The 16,731-nt window shown below is 67.8% G+C and carries 13 protein-coding genes and 1 pseudogene; 6 read left to right on the top strand and 8 right to left on the bottom strand.

From position 1 onward, the window contains the following. Positions 1–15: 15 nt before the first annotated feature. From ACFPAH_RS08995 to ACFPAH_RS09005, 3 genes are all read right to left on the bottom strand, one after another. Complete coding sequence (locus ACFPAH_RS08995) at positions 16–1,068, bottom strand: glycosyltransferase family 9 protein (RefSeq protein WP_379743870.1); 1,053 nt, start codon at positions 1,066–1,068, stop codon at positions 16–18. An 80-nt stretch (positions 1,069–1,148) separates the two neighbouring features. Continuing rightward, entirely contained in the window at positions 1,149–2,531 is a 1,383-nt protein-coding gene (locus ACFPAH_RS09000) for a N,N-dimethylformamidase beta subunit family domain-containing protein (protein WP_379743872.1), read from the bottom strand. Continuing rightward, positions 2,528–4,207, bottom strand: coding sequence for a carbamoyltransferase (locus tag ACFPAH_RS09005; RefSeq protein ID WP_379743874.1), 1,680 nt, complete (start codon positions 4,205–4,207; stop codon positions 2,528–2,530). Before ACFPAH_RS09005 ends, ACFPAH_RS09000 begins: the two co-directional genes overlap by 4 nt. A gap of 255 nt (positions 4,208–4,462) precedes the next feature. Here ACFPAH_RS09005 and nudC point away from each other — a divergent pair, with 255 nt between their 5' ends. After that, a complete protein-coding gene (gene nudC, locus ACFPAH_RS09010) occupies positions 4,463–5,284 on the top strand; it encodes an NAD(+) diphosphatase (RefSeq protein ID WP_379743971.1) in 822 nt (273 codons plus the stop codon). A 111-nt stretch (positions 5,285–5,395) separates the two neighbouring features. On the opposite strand, the gene ACFPAH_RS09015 is transcribed toward nudC, so the two are convergent. After that, positions 5,396–6,253: a hypothetical protein gene (locus tag ACFPAH_RS09015; RefSeq protein ID WP_379743876.1), complete on the bottom strand. Its 858-nt coding sequence runs from the start codon at positions 6,251–6,253 to the stop codon at positions 5,396–5,398. 307 nt (positions 6,254–6,560) lie between these two features. On the opposite strand from ACFPAH_RS09015, the gene folE reads away from it, so the two are divergent. The 3 genes and pseudogenes from folE to ACFPAH_RS09030 all read left to right on the top strand — a co-directional run bounded on the left by folE (position 6,561) and on the right by ACFPAH_RS09030 (position 8,361). Then, complete coding sequence (gene folE / locus ACFPAH_RS09020) at positions 6,561–7,127, top strand: GTP cyclohydrolase I FolE (protein ID WP_379743878.1); 567 nt, start codon at positions 6,561–6,563, stop codon at positions 7,125–7,127. Positions 7,128–7,211: 84 nt separating this feature from the next. Then, positions 7,212–7,487 (top strand): annotated as a pseudogene (locus tag ACFPAH_RS09025) (transposase); the annotation flags it as partial. Positions 7,488–7,752: 265 nt separating this feature from the next. Then, positions 7,753–8,361: a phosphatase PAP2 family protein gene (locus ACFPAH_RS09030; protein ID WP_379743880.1), complete on the top strand. Its 609-nt coding sequence runs from the start codon at positions 7,753–7,755 to the stop codon at positions 8,359–8,361. Between the two features lies 1 nt (position 8,362). Here ACFPAH_RS09030 and ACFPAH_RS09035 read toward each other — a convergent pair whose 3' ends face one another. Further along, complete coding sequence (locus ACFPAH_RS09035) at positions 8,363–8,773, bottom strand: hypothetical protein (RefSeq protein WP_379743882.1); 411 nt, start codon at positions 8,771–8,773, stop codon at positions 8,363–8,365. Positions 8,774–8,948: 175 nt separating this feature from the next. On the opposite strand from ACFPAH_RS09035, the gene ACFPAH_RS09040 reads away from it, so the two are divergent. Then, positions 8,949–10,184, top strand: a complete 1,236-nt coding sequence (locus tag ACFPAH_RS09040) for an RtcB family protein (RefSeq protein WP_379743884.1) — start codon at positions 8,949–8,951, stop codon at positions 10,182–10,184. 126 nt (positions 10,185–10,310) lie between these two features. Here the strand turns inward: ACFPAH_RS09040 and ACFPAH_RS09045 are convergent, their stop codons facing one another. Together ACFPAH_RS09045 and ACFPAH_RS09050 are read right to left on the bottom strand one after the other, a co-directional pair. Continuing rightward, on the bottom strand, positions 10,311–10,964 hold the full coding sequence (locus ACFPAH_RS09045) for an HAD hydrolase-like protein (protein WP_379743886.1): 654 nt from the start codon (positions 10,962–10,964) through the stop codon (positions 10,311–10,313). 83 nt (positions 10,965–11,047) lie between these two features. Beyond that, positions 11,048–12,919 carry an AI-2E family transporter gene (locus ACFPAH_RS09050; RefSeq protein WP_379743888.1) on the bottom strand — a complete coding sequence of 624 codons (1,872 nt, stop codon included), beginning with the start codon at positions 12,917–12,919 and terminating at the stop codon, positions 11,048–11,050. A gap of 329 nt (positions 12,920–13,248) precedes the next feature. Between ACFPAH_RS09050 and ACFPAH_RS09055 the strand changes: the two genes are divergently transcribed. After that, positions 13,249–14,886, top strand: coding sequence for an ATP-binding domain-containing protein (locus ACFPAH_RS09055; RefSeq protein WP_379743890.1), 1,638 nt, complete (start codon positions 13,249–13,251; stop codon positions 14,884–14,886). Here the strand turns inward: ACFPAH_RS09055 and ACFPAH_RS09060 are convergent. After that, positions 14,883–16,583 carry a diguanylate cyclase gene (locus ACFPAH_RS09060; RefSeq protein WP_379743892.1) on the bottom strand — a complete coding sequence of 567 codons (1,701 nt, stop codon included), beginning with the start codon at positions 16,581–16,583 and terminating at the stop codon, positions 14,883–14,885. The genes ACFPAH_RS09055 and ACFPAH_RS09060 overlap by 4 nt on opposite strands. Positions 16,584–16,731 lie beyond the last annotated feature (148 nt).

Genomic DNA, 16,731 nt, shown 5'->3' on the forward strand with positions numbered 1-16,731 from the left:
ATCGAAGGCAGAGCGCTACCAGTAGGGCCACATCCCCGCCGTGCGCTGGCGTTCCGGGTCGGTGTCGGCAAGCAGGGCGCGCGCGTGCTGCAGGACCGCGGCCGAGCGCTGGGCGTCGGGGTCCCAGATGCAGCGGTGCTTGTCGCGGTCGAGCGGTGCCCAGCGCGCGATGTCGGCCTTGCTGAAAATGACCACGCTTTTCAGGCGCAGGCCGGCGGCGATATGCGACACGCCGGTATCGTTGCAGACCAGCAGGCGCGCATTCTTCATCAGCGCGGCCATCGCGCCGATCGAGATCGGTGCGGCCGCATTCACGGCACGTGCCTGCATGTGGCTCGCCACTTCGTTGGCGAGGTCGGACTCGTCGGCCGAGCCGGTCAGCACCACGTTCACGCCGAACTCGGCGGCAAGCCGGTCCGCCACTTCGGCGAAGCGCTGCGCCGGCCAGCATTTGTCGCGCTTGCGGGCGCCCGGATGGACGCAGATATAACTGCCCGGCGCCAGGCCGGCCGCAATGCCGCTCGCCTCGAGTTCCTTGCGGTCGTCCTGCGCCAGCGGGAATTCGAGATAGTCGCCCACGGCGCTGGCGCCGAGGCGCTCGACCAGCCGCAACAGCCGGTCCGGTTCGGCTCCGACTTTCGGATAGGGAAACAGGACGGTGCGTTCGGTGTGGACGGCCTCGCCATCGCGGTAGCCGGCCATCGTGCCGGCACCGAAGCCGGCCACGATGTCGTTGGTGACGGCGCCGTTGCCGTGCAATTGCAGCGCCAGCGTGCAGCGCCGCGCACAGAGGCCGGCGTAGAAGGGCGTGAGTTCCTCGTGGCGCATCGGCTGTTCCGGCAGCAGGGGGTGGCCGGGGAAGGGCACGAAGTCGTCGATATAGGTCTGGAAGCGGCGCGCGAACTGGCGTGCCCAGGGCAGGCCGACCAGCGTGATGCGTGCCTGCGGCAGGGCAGCGCGCAGGGCCCGCAGCGCCGGCACCGCGCACAGCATGTCGCCCAGGTGCAGCGCGCGGAATACGAGCACCGATTCGACCTCGAGTCGATGCAGCAGTGGACGCCGATACATCGCTTCCTCCGTTGGGTGAGATGACGACATGGCTGAGTAATGGATGTCCAGAGAGCCGATGAGCCGATGAACCGGTGGTGTCAATGCCGCAATAAACGGTCCAGCACGTTGCGGGTAATGCGTTCGACCCGGCGGTCGCGGCCGTCGGCCAGCACTTGCGCCCAGTCGGTCGTGCCCGCCGAAAAGACCGTGCCGCCCCGTTCGAACAGGCCGAGCGTGGCCGCGTGTACGCCTTCGCCTGCGGCGTGGCGCTCGCGCGGCGGCAATTCCTGCCAGCGCCGGTCGAGGGGGCAGGCGGCGAGCAGCTGGTAGGCGTCCGGCGTGCCGCCCTCGTCGGCCCAGGCCGACAGGGTGGCCGTCCCGCTGGCGCGGTCGAAGGTGTCGAGCGGTGCGCCGTCGCATTCGTAGCCGGCCAGCGGCGGCCAGGTGTCGGCCCCGAAGGAGGCGCCGCGGGCCAGGCCGGTGCCTTCGAATACCCAGTGGTCCGGTTGCTGGACGATGAAGCCGGAGGTGTGGCGCGCGCCGTCCCACCAGCCGCCGCCGTGGCGGTAGCTGACGCCCGCGAGCCGGTCTTCGGGGCGCCCGGCGCCGTGCGCCGGCCACCAGTGGTCGAAGGCGCCGCGCGGCCCGCCCTGGTGGCAGGCGAGTGCCCGGCCGGCGTCGACCAGGTGCACGCGCCACCAGCACAGGTTGGCGGCGAAGAAGGCGAGGTTGCCGCCGGCGGCGACGAAATCCTCCAGCGCGTTGCGCGTCGGCTCGGTCCAGTATTCGTCGTGTCCGGCCGACACCAGCAGCCGGTAGCGCAGCGGCAGCTCCGGATCGGCGTGGATGTCGAGGTCGGTGCAGAACTCCGGCGTATAGCCCTGGCGGACCAGCCAGCGGATGAAGCGCGCGTCCCAATGGGCGAAGGTCTGGCGGCTCGAGGTGGCGTCGTAATGGTCGGGCGCGCCCCAGGTCGGGCCGCCGATGCCCCCGCCGGGCCGGCACAGCGACACGCGCGCGCCTGGCGGGTCTTTCGATGGCGGCGGGTTGCAGTAGTAGCAGCCGCCACCGCTGAAATTGTAGGCGTGGTAGGTGGCCAGCGGCAGCTTGTAGAGCAGGCCGCTCCGGCGGTTGCCGGGCCGGCCGGCGCCGCGCTGTCCGCGCACGACGAACAGGGCCGCGCCGGCGTCGAGCGCGAGCGAAAGTGGTCCCCTGCCGCCGGCTTCCTCGAGATGGGCGATGTACACCGCCGAGCTCCAGTGCGCCGGCACCGCGAATTCATAGGCCGGCCAGTCCCAGTCGTCGCCGGCGCCACGTTCGCGCGCGCGCTCGCCCGCCAGCCACGACGAGCTGTGCAGCGCCTCGAAACCGTCGCGCCAGCGGTAGAAGTGGACGCGAAAGCGCGGGCTGTCGGTGGCGACGTGCAGCACCAGCCGCTCGCCGGGCAGCACGCTGGCGCGGCCGGGATAGGCGTTGATCATTCCGGCAGCTCCGGCTCGGTGCGCTTGCGCACCAGGTAGGGCGGCATCGCCAGCGCATGCAGCGGCATGCGCCGGAACGAGGCGACCGCCTGGGCCGGCGTTTCGACGATCGGCTCGTCCTTGCCGTTGAACGAGGTGTTCAGCAATACCGGCACGCCGGTGCGTTCGGCAAAGCCGGTCAGCAGCGCGCGCAGCAGCGGATCGTCGTCGGGGCCGACGGTCTGGAGGCGGGCGGTGCCGTCCACGTGGGTGATCGCGGGGACGGTGCAGGCGCGCCCGGGCCGTACCGGGGCGGCGAACTGCATGAACGGCGAGGGGCCGGCGAGGTCGAACCAGGCATGCGCGTGCTCGGCCAGCACGACCGGCGCCAGCGGGCGGAACCATTCGCGCTGCTTGACCCGGGCATTGATCCAGTCGCGGACAATGCCGCGGCGCGGGTCGCCCAGGATGCTGCGGTGCCCGAGCGCGCGCGGCCCGAATTCGCTGCGTCCCTGGTACAGGGCGACTACCTTGCGCGCGCACAGCAGGTCGAGCATGCGTTCGCGCAGGCGGTCCTGGCTCGTGAAACGGTCGACGATCAGGTCGGGCACATCGGCCAGCGCGGCCGCGATGTCGCCCGGCCGCGGCGCCGGCCCGAGGTAGTCGTGGCGCCAGCGGTACGCGCAGGACTGGCCGGCCAGTTCCGTCAGGCCGTACAGCGCGCAGCCGAGCGCGGTGCCGGCGTCGCTCGGCGCCGGCGGGATGAACAGGCCCTGGTAGGGTGTCTCGCGCAGCAGACGCTCGTTGGCCGAGCAGTTCAGCGCGGTGCCGCCGGCGAAGCACAGGTTCGTCATGCCGGTGGTCTCGTGCAGCCAGCGCGCCACGGCCAGCAGCGCGTCCTCGAACGCGCGCTGGCCCGCCGCGGCCAGGTTGGCGCAGTCGGAGAAGCCAACGCCGGGCATGCCGTAGCGGAAGCGCGCGCGCTCGGCCAGCAGGCTGCGCCAGGCGGCAGGAATGGTCACGCGGCAGCCGTCGACCGCGAGCGGCGGCAAGCCGAGCGCGCGCGCATCGCCATGCGGTGCCAGCCCCATGACCTTTCCTTCGTTGCCCTCTCCGGGGAACAAGGCCTGGGTGAGCAGGAAATAGAACATGCCCAGGCCGACGAGGCGGGTGTCGTCGCGGTCCCACAGCTGTTTGCCGATGCAGGCGACCTGCTCGCGGGTCGCCGTATAGAACGAGGACACCTCGCGCCAGTCGCCGGGCACGCCGGCGGCCCCGCTCCAGCTTTCGGTGAACTCGGCGGCCGGGCTGCCCTGGCCGTCGACGACCATGACGGCCGCCTCGCGAAACGGAGATGGGTGGAACACGCTGTACAGGTGCGCCAGGTGGTGCGAGATGCGCGCGCGCCGGCAGCCGGGCGCCAGCACCAGGGTGTCCGCCAGCTCGGCTTCGTAGTCGGGCAGCGAATCGATTTCGGCGTCCGACGAAAAGCACTCGACCAGCACGTCGATCGGCCGCTCGAGCCCGGGCAGCGAAGGAAGATAGTGGCGGCGCAGGTCGCCCGGTTTGCCCCAGTGGTGCTTGTGCCGCGTGAGCCGTTCTTTCTGGATCGCCCACATGAGATCGGAACCGTGCATCAGGCAAATGCTGGCGTCCTGGGTGCGGTTTATGCCGAGCACAACGGGCGCGTCGTTCATCGTCATCTCCTCGTTTTTGTTCAGCGATGGGGCGATCCAGTCAGCACTTTGAGCGCCACGCGGGATGAATAGTTCGGACTGCCGCACGCGCATGATGCAGGTCCGGTCGACGGCGAAATGGCGAAACTTGGCGCGCCATTGGGAGTCAGAGGCGAGGGCGGAATGCCCGCTGCTGCCGGGCTCGTTGAGGCAGGCGGCGGACACGGGGCGCCGGCTCGCGGTATGATGGACCACCTGCTTTCAACCGCTACCGACATGCTGCGCACGCCCCCGACCTTCACCCCGCTGATGGCGCCTCAGGCGCATCCCGACCCGCTGACCTTCCTGTTCCATGGCGGACGCCTGCTCGTGCGCGAGCACGACCTCGCCTTGCCGGACGCCGCCGCGCTGGCCGCGCTCGGCCTCGATCCCGCCCATGTCCAGCCGGTCGGACTGCTGGGCGAGCGCTATTGCCAGGCCGGCTGGCGCGAGACCGACGCGGTGCCGGAGGGCTATGCCTGGCGCGGGCTGCGTTCGCTGTTTTTCGGCGAGTGGGAAGAGCCGATGATGGGCGTGGCCGGACGCGCGGCGCAGGTCGCGGAATGGGCGCGCACGCACCGCTTCTGCGGCGCCTGCGCGCACCCGATGACGCGCGTGGCGCACGAGCGCAGTTTCAAATGCGGCCATTGCGGGCATCTGGCCTATCCGCGCATCTCGCCGGCGATGATGGTCCTGATCCGCAAGGGCGACAGCGTGCTGCTGGCGATGCACATAGCCTCGCCGTCGAAGCGTTTTACGCCGCTGGCGGGGTTTCTGGAGGCGGGCGAATCGATCGAGGAAGCGATCCACCGCGAGGTCTACGAGGAAGTCGGGCTGCAGGTGACGAACCTGCAGTATTTCGCGAGCCAGTCATGGCCTTTCCCGCACTCGCTGATGATCGCCTTTACGGCCGAGTACGCGGGGGGCGAGATCCGGGTCGACCCGAGCGAGATCGCCGAGGCACGCTGGTTCGGCCCGAACGACGAATGGCCGGAGCGCGTGCCGCAGGTCTCGGTCTCGAGCGTGCTGGTCGACGCGCACCGGCCGCCCGGACGCTAAGCGCGCCTAAAAAACCGCCATGGCGGCGTTGCAGCGCCTCGCCGTACCCTCGTACTGTCTTCGGCGCAGCGCCTTGCCCTGACAGTTTTGTTAGGCGCCCTAAGTCTACTCCTAGGACTGCCTGATAGCGGCCGGTATCTCTGATCCGGTCCGCACCTCGACCGCCGCCTGGGCGCGCACCACATCGTCCGGCCGCGCGCCGGTGCCGCGCAACTGCACCGCGCGCTGCAGCAGGTCGAACCAGAACGGCGCGCCGAACAGGGTCGTCGCGGCCGTCACGATCCAGCCCGCCGCCTGCAGCGCGAACGCGCTGTTGAGTACCGGCGGGAAGCTGGTCCAGCCGATCGGCATGGCGAGCAGCTGGCGCAGGGTCTGGGCGTCGAGCGCGCCGGGCACGGCCCCGATGTGGGCTGCCAGCTGCGGCTGCTGCCACAAGGCCTGGAACAGGGCGATGCTGTCGATGTTGAACAGGATTGCCAGCAGCAGCGACAGCAGGAACGAAATCAGCAGCTGGCGCCGCTTGTAGCTGCCCGAGACGCGCTGCATGGCGCTGTCGAACCAGCTTGCCAGCGAACGCTGGAAACGCTCCAGGTCGCCCCCCGCGCGCGCATGCAGCCCCTGCAGCGCGCGCCGCACCTGCGGATCGGCGATGGCATCGATATCGGCGCGCAGGCGCGCGAAGTCGCCCGGCACCTGCTGGATGCTGTCGATCAGGGCGATCGCGAAGTGGGCCGGCTCGACATACGACGGCCGGCTGGCCAGCGCGCGCTCGTCGAGCGTGTTGCCGTTGCTGTGCGGATTGACCAGCGGATGGGCATACACGGCCTGCGCCAGCGCCTCGAAGCGCGGGTCGTTGAGCATGCTTTTGATACCCGCCAGCAGCGTGTTGGCGCGCAGCCGGAAGGCCGCCGCCAGCGCTTCCTGCACGGTGGCGACGATCAGCGCCACCGTGCCGTAACAGAACGTCAATCCGATTGCCAATTCCAGTACCGAGCTTCCGAACATAGGCCGCCTCCAGGGGTTAGGGTCCTCGTTCACGCTAGCGCAAGGGTGTTTTTGATGAGTCCGGTTTGCTCAAGAAAAGGGCAGCGGCCGGTCGCTTCCGCGCATTTTCTATATACTGGCGGCAATCGCATTTTTAGGCGCATTTTTTGAGTGCCTCAGCAGGCCTTCAGGGCAAGCGCGTCGTCGAAGACAGTCCGAGAGTAGGGCGAGACGATGCAACGCTGCCATGGAGGTTTGATTAGACGCTCGCGGGCGCATTTTTAGGATTCCCATGTCTGACAAAGAAATATTCACCGAACACGACTGGCGTCGTCTGCTGACCAGCCTCGGTGAAGATCCGAACCGTCCCGGCCTGCACGAAACGCCGGCGCGGGTTGCCAAAGCCTGGAAGCACTGGACCTCGGGCTACGGCCAGGATCCGGTCGAGGTGCTGAAGGCCTTCGAAGACGGCGCTGAGCAATACAACGAGCTGATCGTGGTGCGCGGCATCCCGGTCTACAGCCATTGCGAGCACCACCTGGCGCCTTTCTTCGGCAAGGCCACCATCGGCTATGTGCCAAACGGGAAAATCGTCGGCCTGTCGAAACTCACGCGCCTGGTCGACATCTTCTCGAAGCGCCTGCAGGTGCAGGAGCGCATGACGATGCAGATCGCCAACGCGCTGATGGAAGTGCTGGAACCGAAAGCCGTCGGCGTCGTGGTGAAATGCCGCCACATGTGCATGGAAAGCCGCGGCATCCGCACCCAGGGCGAGGAAACCATCACCTCCTGCATGCTCGGCGAACTGCAGCCGAACCTGGCGCTGCGGACCGAGTTTCTCGCCCTCGCGCGCGACTGATTCCACCCTGGCCGCAGGGCGCGCGCACGCCCGCCGGGAACCTGTTCATAAACTTCGCCTCAAAGGGATTTTGGGGCGAACGACATGGCCAGGCCCGAATTCCCCAGTGACATTCCACGCGAGCAATTCGAGCTCGTGCGCGACATGCTCGAGGCGGCGCGCCGCAAGACGCGCCCGCGCAAGCACGACCTCTACGACGTGTACTGCGCGGTGCTGTACTTCCTGCACACCGGCGGGGCATGGCGCAGCTTGCCGCGCGACTTTCCGCCATGGCGCACCGTGCACGAATATTTCACCCAGTGGACGATGGTGCGTGACGGCCAGCACACGCTGCTCGAGCAGACGCTCGAGAAGCTGGGGCGCGAACCCGAACTGGCGCAGTTGCACCGGCTGATGCGGCCGCGGTGAGGGCGTGTCCCGGTCGGGACCGGATCGGCTGCGCGCTCGCGGAGCCCTTGCAGCGTTGCGCGGTTGCATCATATCTACTTGCCTTCAGAACATTGATCTGACATCAAGCAGAGAATGGCGTCGACGCGGCCCCTCCTGTCACAATTTGTTGCGATTTCAAACCGTGCGTGCCGAACGGCTGGGCTAAGCTCAGGCATTGTCTCTTTTGCATCAAGCCATGTTCGACGCCCTGAATCACTCGCTGTTTTCGCTTATTAACGCCGCGCCTGGCCTCTCCGGCTGGCAGTTGCATGGCGCCCTCTTTGCCGCCGAGTGGCTGATCATGATCGTGCCGCTTGGGCTGGTGCTGATGTGGACCAATGGTGTGCCGGCGCAGCGCGACGCGGCCGTGCGCGCCCTGTTGTCCGCCGTGATTGCGCTCACGCTGAGCAAGATCATCGGCTTGCTGTGGTTCTATCCGCGTCCCTTCGTCGTCGGGATCGGCCAGACCTTCCTCGACCACGCGCCGGACAGTTCCTTCCCCAGCGATCACGCCACCAGCATGCTGTCGGTGGCGCTTGCGCTGACGCTGTGCCGGCTGCGCGAGGCGCAACGCTTCGGCGTGGCCCTGCTGGCGCTGTCGTTGCCGGTGTGCTGGTCACGGGTCTACCTCGGCGTGCATTGGCCCCTCGACATGGTGTGCGCCCTGGTGGTGTCGGGCCTGGCCGCGGTCCTGGCCAACAGCGGGCGCGGGCAGGCGGTGGCGCGCGCAATGGCCGCGCTGATGCAAGCCGTCTACCGGCGCGTGCTGGCGGCCCCGATCGCGCGCGGCTGGTTGCGTCCCTGAATCAGGCCGGCGGTTTTTCCGCCACCGCCGGCTCGAAGATCAATTCCTTCTTGTCGTCGAGGTGAAACACGCCGAGCGGCTGCCCGGTCACCTGCTCGGGCGCCTCCAGCTCGCTGCAGTCCTGGGTGTCGACGCGCCAGGCCTGGTCGCCGGCGCGCAGGGTGTACTCGTTCTCGCCGGAGGCGAACAGTTCCAGCTCGAGTTCCCCGATCGGCAATTCTCCCAGCGCAATGCGGCGTTGGCAGTCCGGCATGCGCGCCGCGACCAGTTCGAGTGTGACGTCCTTCTTCCAGAACCAGTTTTGCACCGCCCGCAGCGTCAAGGCGTGCTCATTGCCGTCGATATAATACGTGGCCGAGTCATCGACGCAGCCGGCCAGCAGCAGGGGGGCGAGCAGAAGAAGTTTACGCATGCAGGGTTCCGATGTTCGGCGCGGCAGGTGCGGCGCCCCGGGCCAGTATAGAACGCCCCGTTCTCGCCGTGCAACTGAGCGGTATCGGCGCCACGGGCGCCAAGCATTCTCCCGGACTCCGCCGATCGGCGAATTCGGCGATCATGAAACCGTTGTCTTCTCAACCAGCATCCAGATGAAACAGCCCGACTACGAACTGCTCGGCGCCGCGGACGCCAAACCCGTCAAGATGTGGACCCGCGGCGTGCCCGTCGAAGCGGGTGCGAAGGAGCAGCTTGCCAAGCTGGCGCAGTTGCCCTTCGTGTACCACCATGTCGCCGTCATGCCCGACGTGCATATCGGCAAAGGCTCGACCATCGGCAGCGTCATCCCGACGCTGGGCGCGGTGATCCCGGCCGCGGTCGGGGTCGATATCGGCTGCGGCATGATGGCGGCCAAAACCACGCTGCGGGCGCAGGACCTGCCCGACAGCCTGGGTAAATTGCGCAGCGCCATCGAGCAGGCCATCCCGCACGGCATGTCGCCGAAAACCCGCAAGGCCAGCGGACGCGACGTCGGCTCCTGGGACCACCCGCCGCCGCCCGTCGATGCCGGCTGGGCCACGCTCAAGGACGAGTTCGACGCCCTGTGCCGCAAGTGGCCGAAACTGCGCGGCACCAACAATTACAAGCACCTCGGCACGCTCGGGAGCGGCAACCATTTCGTCGAAATCTGCCTCGACGAAGAAGGGTTCGTGTGGCTGATGCTGCACTCCGGCTCGCGCGGCGTCGGCAACGCGATCGGCACCCATTTCATCGAGCTGGCCAAGCAGGACATGCGGCGCCACATGGTGAACCTGCCCGACGCCGACCTTGCCTACCTCGAAGAGGGCACCCAGCACTACCGGGATTACGTGGAAGCCGTCGGCTGGGCCCAGAAGTTCGCACGGGTCAACCGCGAAGTCATGATGCAGAACCTGATCCGCGCAGTGCGCGGCGTGATCACGAAACCCTTCGAGACCCATGTCGAAGCGGTCAATTGCCACCACAACTATGTGCAGCAGGAACGCCACTTCGGCCGCGACGTGATGATCACCCGCAAGGGTGCGGTGTCGGCGCGCGCGGGCGAGCTGGGCATCATTCCGGGATCGATGGGCGCCAAGAGTTTTATTGTGCGCGGCAAGGGCAATCCGGACAGTTTCAATAGCTGCAGCCACGGCGCCGGGCGCATCATGAGCCGCACCGAGGCCAAGCGCCGGTTTACCCGCGTCGACATGGAACGCGCCACGCAAGGCGTCGAGTCGCGCAAGGACGAGGGCGTGATCGACGAGATCCCGATGGCGTACAAGGACATCGACGCCGTCATGCGCGCGCAGAGCGAACTGGTGGAGGTGGTGCATACCCTCAAGCAGATCGTCTGCGTGAAGGGGTGAGCTGGGCGTTTGCGAACGGCGTAGGGTAGGCAGGTTCCCTGCCTACGCGTTCGACCATCGGATGAGTAGTCGCTGCATATGCCCGAGTTGAGCAGACGCTCGTCGAACGCGTGGGCGGAGCCCACCCTACGGTCGTTCGATCCGTTTCGCCTGCAGAGTCGCGATCGCCGCCAGCGAGCCCGGCAAATCGAATTCATGTTCCGGCGCGACCTTGCGCAAGGCCTCGATCGGCGCGTAACCCCAGTGCACGGCGGCAAAGGCGACGCCGGCCCGCCGCGCGGCCAGGGCATCGGTTTCCTGGTCGCCGATGTACAGGGCGGCACCCGGCGCGACGGCGGCGCGCTGCAGCACCTTGCGGATGCGCGCGGTCTTCCCGAAGATCGACATGCCGCACTCGTACTGGCTGATCAGGGCCGCCAGGTCCGGCCCCAGCACGCGGCGCACGTTGTCTTCCGAATTCGAGGACACGATGGTCAGCCCGATCGCGCCGCGCGCCAGTTCGCGCAGGGCGTGGTCGACCTGGGGAAACAGCCGGATGCGGTGCGTGTTCTGGCTCATCAGCGTCTTGAAGCTGGCGGCGGCCAGCGGTAGCTTCCAGGCCGGCATGCCGACGTGGCGCATCATGTCGCGGGTGCCGATGTGGCGCAGCTGCTCGACTTGCGCCGGGTCGATGCGGCGAAAGCCGTGCTGGTCGGCGATCTCGTTAAAAACGCTCAGGAAGAACGGGAACGAGTCGGCAAGCGTGCCGTCGAAATCGAAGATGGCGAGGCGGTAGGTCATGCCAGCAGGGTAGCGGAGCCATGGCAGGCAATACAAGCGTTGCCGTACAAGGCTTGGTAAAACTGCAACAGGGTGGGAGTTGCTCAACCCTGGGCGGCGCGCTCCGGCACCACGAAGGCCAAGCTTTCCTCGAACGAACGCAGCACCATGTCCACGTGCTCCTGCACGGCCGTCTGGCTGACCGTCGCTTCGCCGAAGGGCAGGCGGATCGTCACCAGCAAGGCGTTCGGCAGCTTCGCGCGCAGCTCGTCGGCCACGCGCTGCCATTGTTCGAGCGTGGCTTCGACCGGATAGCTGAGGAACACGGTCGAGACGAGGTCGGCCTTGTCGGGGCCGGAATTGTCCTGGTCCGGGCCGAGCACCGCGCTGCGCGCATCGACACCCAGCTCGCGCAGGGCGCGCACCAGCAACTCGCTGAGCAGGTCGTCGCGCTCGGTGCCCAGGCCCACGCACAGCACCACCGAATGCGAGGGCACGTCGAGCGAGCCCTGCCAGCGGCCCAGGCGTTCCTCGCGCATCTTGCGCAGGTGCGCGCCGACGTTGGCGTCGAGCAGCGAGACGCGTCCTTTCCTGCGCGCCGGCGCGCCCGAGATCGGCGTCAGCGTGGCGGCGACGTCCGCGATCGTGCTGCGGATGCGCGCTTCCTGCTGGGTGTCGATCTGGCCGCTGCGTCCTTCGGTGGTCGCCAGGGCAATGCCCGGCAGCAGGATCTGGTCGCAGTAGCGTGCAAAGCTGTGGCGGCCGAGATAGGAACGGGCATCGGAAATGATGGCGTGCCGCTCGCCGGCCAGCACACGCTGGTAAAAGCGCTGGGCCACGTTCACGTTCGGCACGTCGCCCAGCAGGATCGTCACCGGCTCGAGCGCGCGCACGTGACGTCCGGCCACCACCAGGCACAGCGTGAGCGGGGTCGACAGCAAGAGCCCGATCGGGCCCCACATCGCGCCCCAGAACAGCGCCGAGACGATCACGGCCAGCGGAGAAAGGCCGGAGCTGTGCCCGTACACCTTCGGCTCGACCACGTGCGCCACCACCAGTTCGAGCGCGACGAACATCGCCAGGCAGGACAGGGCGAGGGTCCAGCCGGGGTCGATCGCGGCCACGAAAATGGCGATCAGCACGCCCGCCACCATGATGCCGAGGTAGGGCACGAAGCGCAGCAGGCCGCTCAGGGCGCCCCACAATGCCGCGTGCGGCACGCCGAAGGCCCACAGCAAGATGCCGGTGAGCGCCCCGAAGGTGAAATTGACGACGAACTGCGACAGGAAGAAGCGCGACACGCCGCGCGTGGCGTCGGACAGGGCGCGCACCGTGCGGCTGATCTCGGCCTGGCCGGCGAGCCGGATCACCCGGTCGCGCAGCGACTCGTGTTCGAGCAAAATAAAGACCAGCAGCACCAGCACCAGGCCGGCCTCGCCGATCGGTCCCCAGGCCAGCGCGAACAGGCGCGCCAGCGTGTCGCGCGTGGTGGCGCGCGGCGCGCGGATTTCCACCGGCAGCGGCTGGTTGGCGCCGGTGCTGAGGGTGCCGCGCTTGACCGTCACCGGCGGTAGCGGCGGCAGCGCCTGCTGCGGCGCCACCGCGCTCAGCTCGGCCTCCAGGCGGGCGAACGGACGCTCCGTGACTTCGCGCACCCGCTCGATCTTCGAGCGGATCGCCGCGCGGTACTGGGGCAGGTCGGCCGTGACGGCGACCAGCTGGAAGGCGAGGATGGTGCTCACGCCCACCACGCAGGTGCCGGCCAGCAGCACCGACACCAGGGTGGCGGGCAGGCGCCCGAAACCGACCCGGCGCAGGCCGCGGATCAGCGGCGCCAGCACGAGGCTCAGGATCGAAGCGAGGGCCAGCGGCTGGAGCACGTCGCGGCCGAAGTACAGCAAGCCCAGCACGCAGGTGGCGGTGACGATGGCGCTGGAAGTGATGTATTTGAACAGGGACGAGTCTGAATCGCGCATCGGGCTGGCAGGTAGGTCGGCTTCGTGGGTCCGCTTGTTGATCGACGCCGGCGGCCGATCGACCCGGCCACGCCAGCGCGAGCAGTCTAGCACCAATGGCAACTCGGCAGTTCCCGCAGGCATCAAACCCGAGCCTGGTGCATGGCCCATGTGTATCCAGCGCAACTCCGTAGGGTGGAGCGGGCGGCGAACCGCTCCCGACTCCACCTTGGATGACCCGGAACGCACTCCCCATGCCGCCGCTACGCACGCCGCATTCAACAGTGTGTTTACTTCCCCTGAACGGCCTTACAATCTTGCTAACCTACTATCTGCATTTTCCGAACCTCATGGCCCAAATCCATCCTGCCGGCTGGCGCGAGATGTCCGTCACCGGGAATGCAGCGCGCGAGATCGAAACCCTGGCCCTGCTCGAGCAGCGCCTCTCCGACACGCCCTATCACATCTACCACGGGGTGCACTGGACGAACGTCGAGGCCGGCTTCTCGGTGTACGGCGACGTCGACTTCATCGTGCTCGCCCCCAACGGGCGCATGCTGCTGATCGAGCAGGTGGCCGGCTTCCTCAACGAAACCCGGGATGGACTGCTGAAGAATTTCCAGGGTAAGCCCCGCAAGATCCGCGCCCACATCCTGCACACGATCGAGGGGCTGACCCGGCGCTACCAGGGAGAACTGTCGATCGACTACGTGCTGTACTGCCCCGACTACACGGTGCGCGACCCGAACCTGGCCGGGATCGACCCGCGCCACATCATCGACGCGACCAACAAAGGACGGCTGGCAAGGGTGATCCGCGAGGCGCTGCCGATCACCGACAAAACCGAGGACTTCGACAAGATCACGCGCTTCCTCGGCGACACCCTGAGCTTGCGCCCCGACCCCAGCTCGATGATCGGCTCGGCCACGCAGATGGTGACGCGCCTGTCCGGCGGATTGGCGACCTGGGCGCGGCGGCTGGAATTTGCGCCATTCCGCCTGCGCGTGGTCGGCACGGCCGGCAGCGGCAAGACGCAACTGGCGCTGGCCGAATACCAGGCCGCCATCGACGCCGGCCTGCGCCCGCTCTACGTCTGCTTCAACCGGCCGCTGGCCGACCACATCGAGCGCCTGGTGCCGCCGGGCGGGCGCGTGTCGACCTTCCACATGATGTGCGACGCCTACATGCGCGCCCAGGACGTGACCCCGGACTATTCCTCGCCCGAGGTCTGGCACGACATCGAAACCGCGCTGGCCGAAGTCGCCCTGCCGGAAACCTGGCAATTTGACGTCCTGATCGTCGACGAGGGACAGGATTTTTCGAGCGCCTGGCGCGACATCGTGCTCGGCATGCTGAAAGAAGGGGGACGCGCAATCTGGCTGGAAGACCCGGACCAGAACCTGTACGGACGCCAGATGGTGCAGCTGCCGGGCTGGGTCAAATTGCATTCGGACACCAACTACCGCAGCCCGCGCCAGATCGTGCAGATGCTCAAATCGATCGGCGCCGCGCGCGAGCCGGTCGAGGCGGGCAGCCCTTTCAAGGGCGCCGACATCGAGGAATTGACCTATCCGGAAGGCGACGTCGAGGCGATGCTGGCGCAGACCCGGCGCGCGGTGACGACCTGCCTGGCAGCCGGCTTCGGCCGCCACGACATCGCCATCTGCTCGTTCCGCGGGCGCGAAAAATCGGCCATCCTGAACCTGGACAAGCTGAGCGACGCCCATACGTTGCGCTCGTTCACCGGGGAATACGATTTGTTCGGCAACCCGGTGTTCCGCGAGGGCGGCTTGCTGGCCGAATCCGTATATCGCTTCAAGGGACAGTCGGCGCCGGCGCTGATTTTTACGGAGATCGATTTCGAGGAGATGACGGATCTCGTGCTGCGCAAGCTGTTTGTCGGCATGACGCGCGCGCGCCTGAAACTGGTGCTGGTGATGAGCGACAGGGCCTCGCTGCAGTTGCTGGACCGGATGCAGGCGGACTAGCCGCCCTCCGCGCCGTCTTGCGGCATGGACGCCGCCTGCTTAGCCACCCGCACGCAGTTGCGCCCGCCGTGCTTCGCCTCGTACAGCGCCAGGTCGGCCGCATTCACCAGCCCCTGCATGTCGTTGCCGTGCTGCGGATACGAGGCGACCCCGATCGACGCGGTCGCCGCGATGCGCTGGCCGTCGTGCAGCACCTGGCCGGCGGCGATCGCCAGCCGGATCGCATCGGCGCGTTTGAGCGCGTTCTCGATGCCGCATTCCGGCAGCAGCACCACCATCTCTTCACCGCCCATGCGGCAGGCCACGTCGCAGGAGCGGATGTTCTCGCGCAGCGTCTGCGCCACCTTGCGCAGCACGGCGTCGCCCGCTTCGTGGCCATAGGTGTCGTTGATGCGCTTGAAGTGATCCAGGTCGAGCACCAGCACGCTGAGCGGGGTGCCGCTGCGGCTTGAACGCACCAGCTCGCGTTTCAGCACTTCGTCCATGTAGCGCCGGTTGTAGAGCTGGGTGAGCGGGTCGACGATCGACTGCTGGCGCAGCGACACGCGCAGGCGCACGTTGCTCAGCGCCAGGCCCAGCTGCTCGGCCAGCTGGCCGATCCAGGCGCGCTGGTCCTCGGCGCCCTCGAGCAGGCTGGCGCCCGTGACGGTCAGGCAGCCGATCACGTCGCCCTGCGTCACCAGCGGCAGGCACAGGCGGGGAACGCCGGCCTGGCCCGCGTGGCGGCAGGCCAGGCCCTTGTCGCCGTCGTACTGGTGCGCACGGCCGCGCCGCAAGGCCCAGCAGTCGAGCGCCTCGATCAGTTCCGGCTCGTCCGCGAAGCTGCCCCAGCCCGCCTTGCGCTCGAGCACGTCCCGCGAATTGTTGTACAGGTAGAGGCAGCCGGAGAGCCGGGGCAGCAGGCGCGGCAGGTAGCTGGCCATGATGCCGGCCGACTCGTCGACCGTCTCGGCCAGCTCCAGCGAGTGCATCAGCTCGGCGCTGCGAAAGAGCAGGGCGTTCTGCACCGAGATCCGTTCGCCGGTCACACGCGCCTGCTCGGCCGCCTTTCTCGCCTTGTACTCGGCCGCATTGCGCTGGCGCAGGACCCGCCCGGCAGCGACCAGCACGGCAACCAGGAACAGGATGTTGGTCAGCGTCGCCCCCAGGCTGGCCTTGGCCGCCAGCCTGGACGTCGCCAGCAGCCGCTCGCTGAGCGTGTGGCGGCGCTGCGCGTCGATCGCCAGCTCCTGGCCGATCAGCTGGCGCAGTACATCCATCTGCGCCTTGCCGGTGCCGGCACTGGTGAACGCCGCCGCAGCGTCGAAACCCTGCGTGCGGCGCAGGGCAATAATCCGCGCGACGGTCTCCATCTTGACGGCGGCGGCCTGCTCGATCGCGGCGGCGCGCGCCAGCTCCTCCGGGCCCGTCAGTTGGCGGCGCAAGGCCTCCTGCGTGGCGGGGATGGCGTTCACTGCCGTGTGATAGGGCGCGAGGAAGCGTTCCTCGCCCGTGATGACGAAGCCGCGCTGGGCGGTCTCGGCGTTGAGCAGCTGTTCCAGCAGGGTCAACTGCAAGCGCCCGATCGCCGATGCGCCGCGCAGCTCCGCCATCGCTGTCGTCACCTGCTGGTTGACGAACATCGGCAATGCCGCCACGGTCGACATGACGAGGATGATCGCGCCGGCGGCGACTTTCAGCTTGTTTTCGAATTTCATGTGCTAGGGCCAACACCGACCAAGTCGCAGTGCCGAGGTAAGCACCCCTGAAGCAGCCCCGCGGTGGATGGCGATCGTGACAAACGGAGAGGTTACCACACGCAAACTTACCGGCAGCCACGGGAGCTGTCGCGTGGTAGCGATTCTT

It is taken from the genome of Massilia sp. GCM10023247, from assembly GCF_042653325.1.
Taxonomy (GTDB): domain Bacteria; phylum Pseudomonadota; class Gammaproteobacteria; order Burkholderiales; family Burkholderiaceae_D; genus Telluria.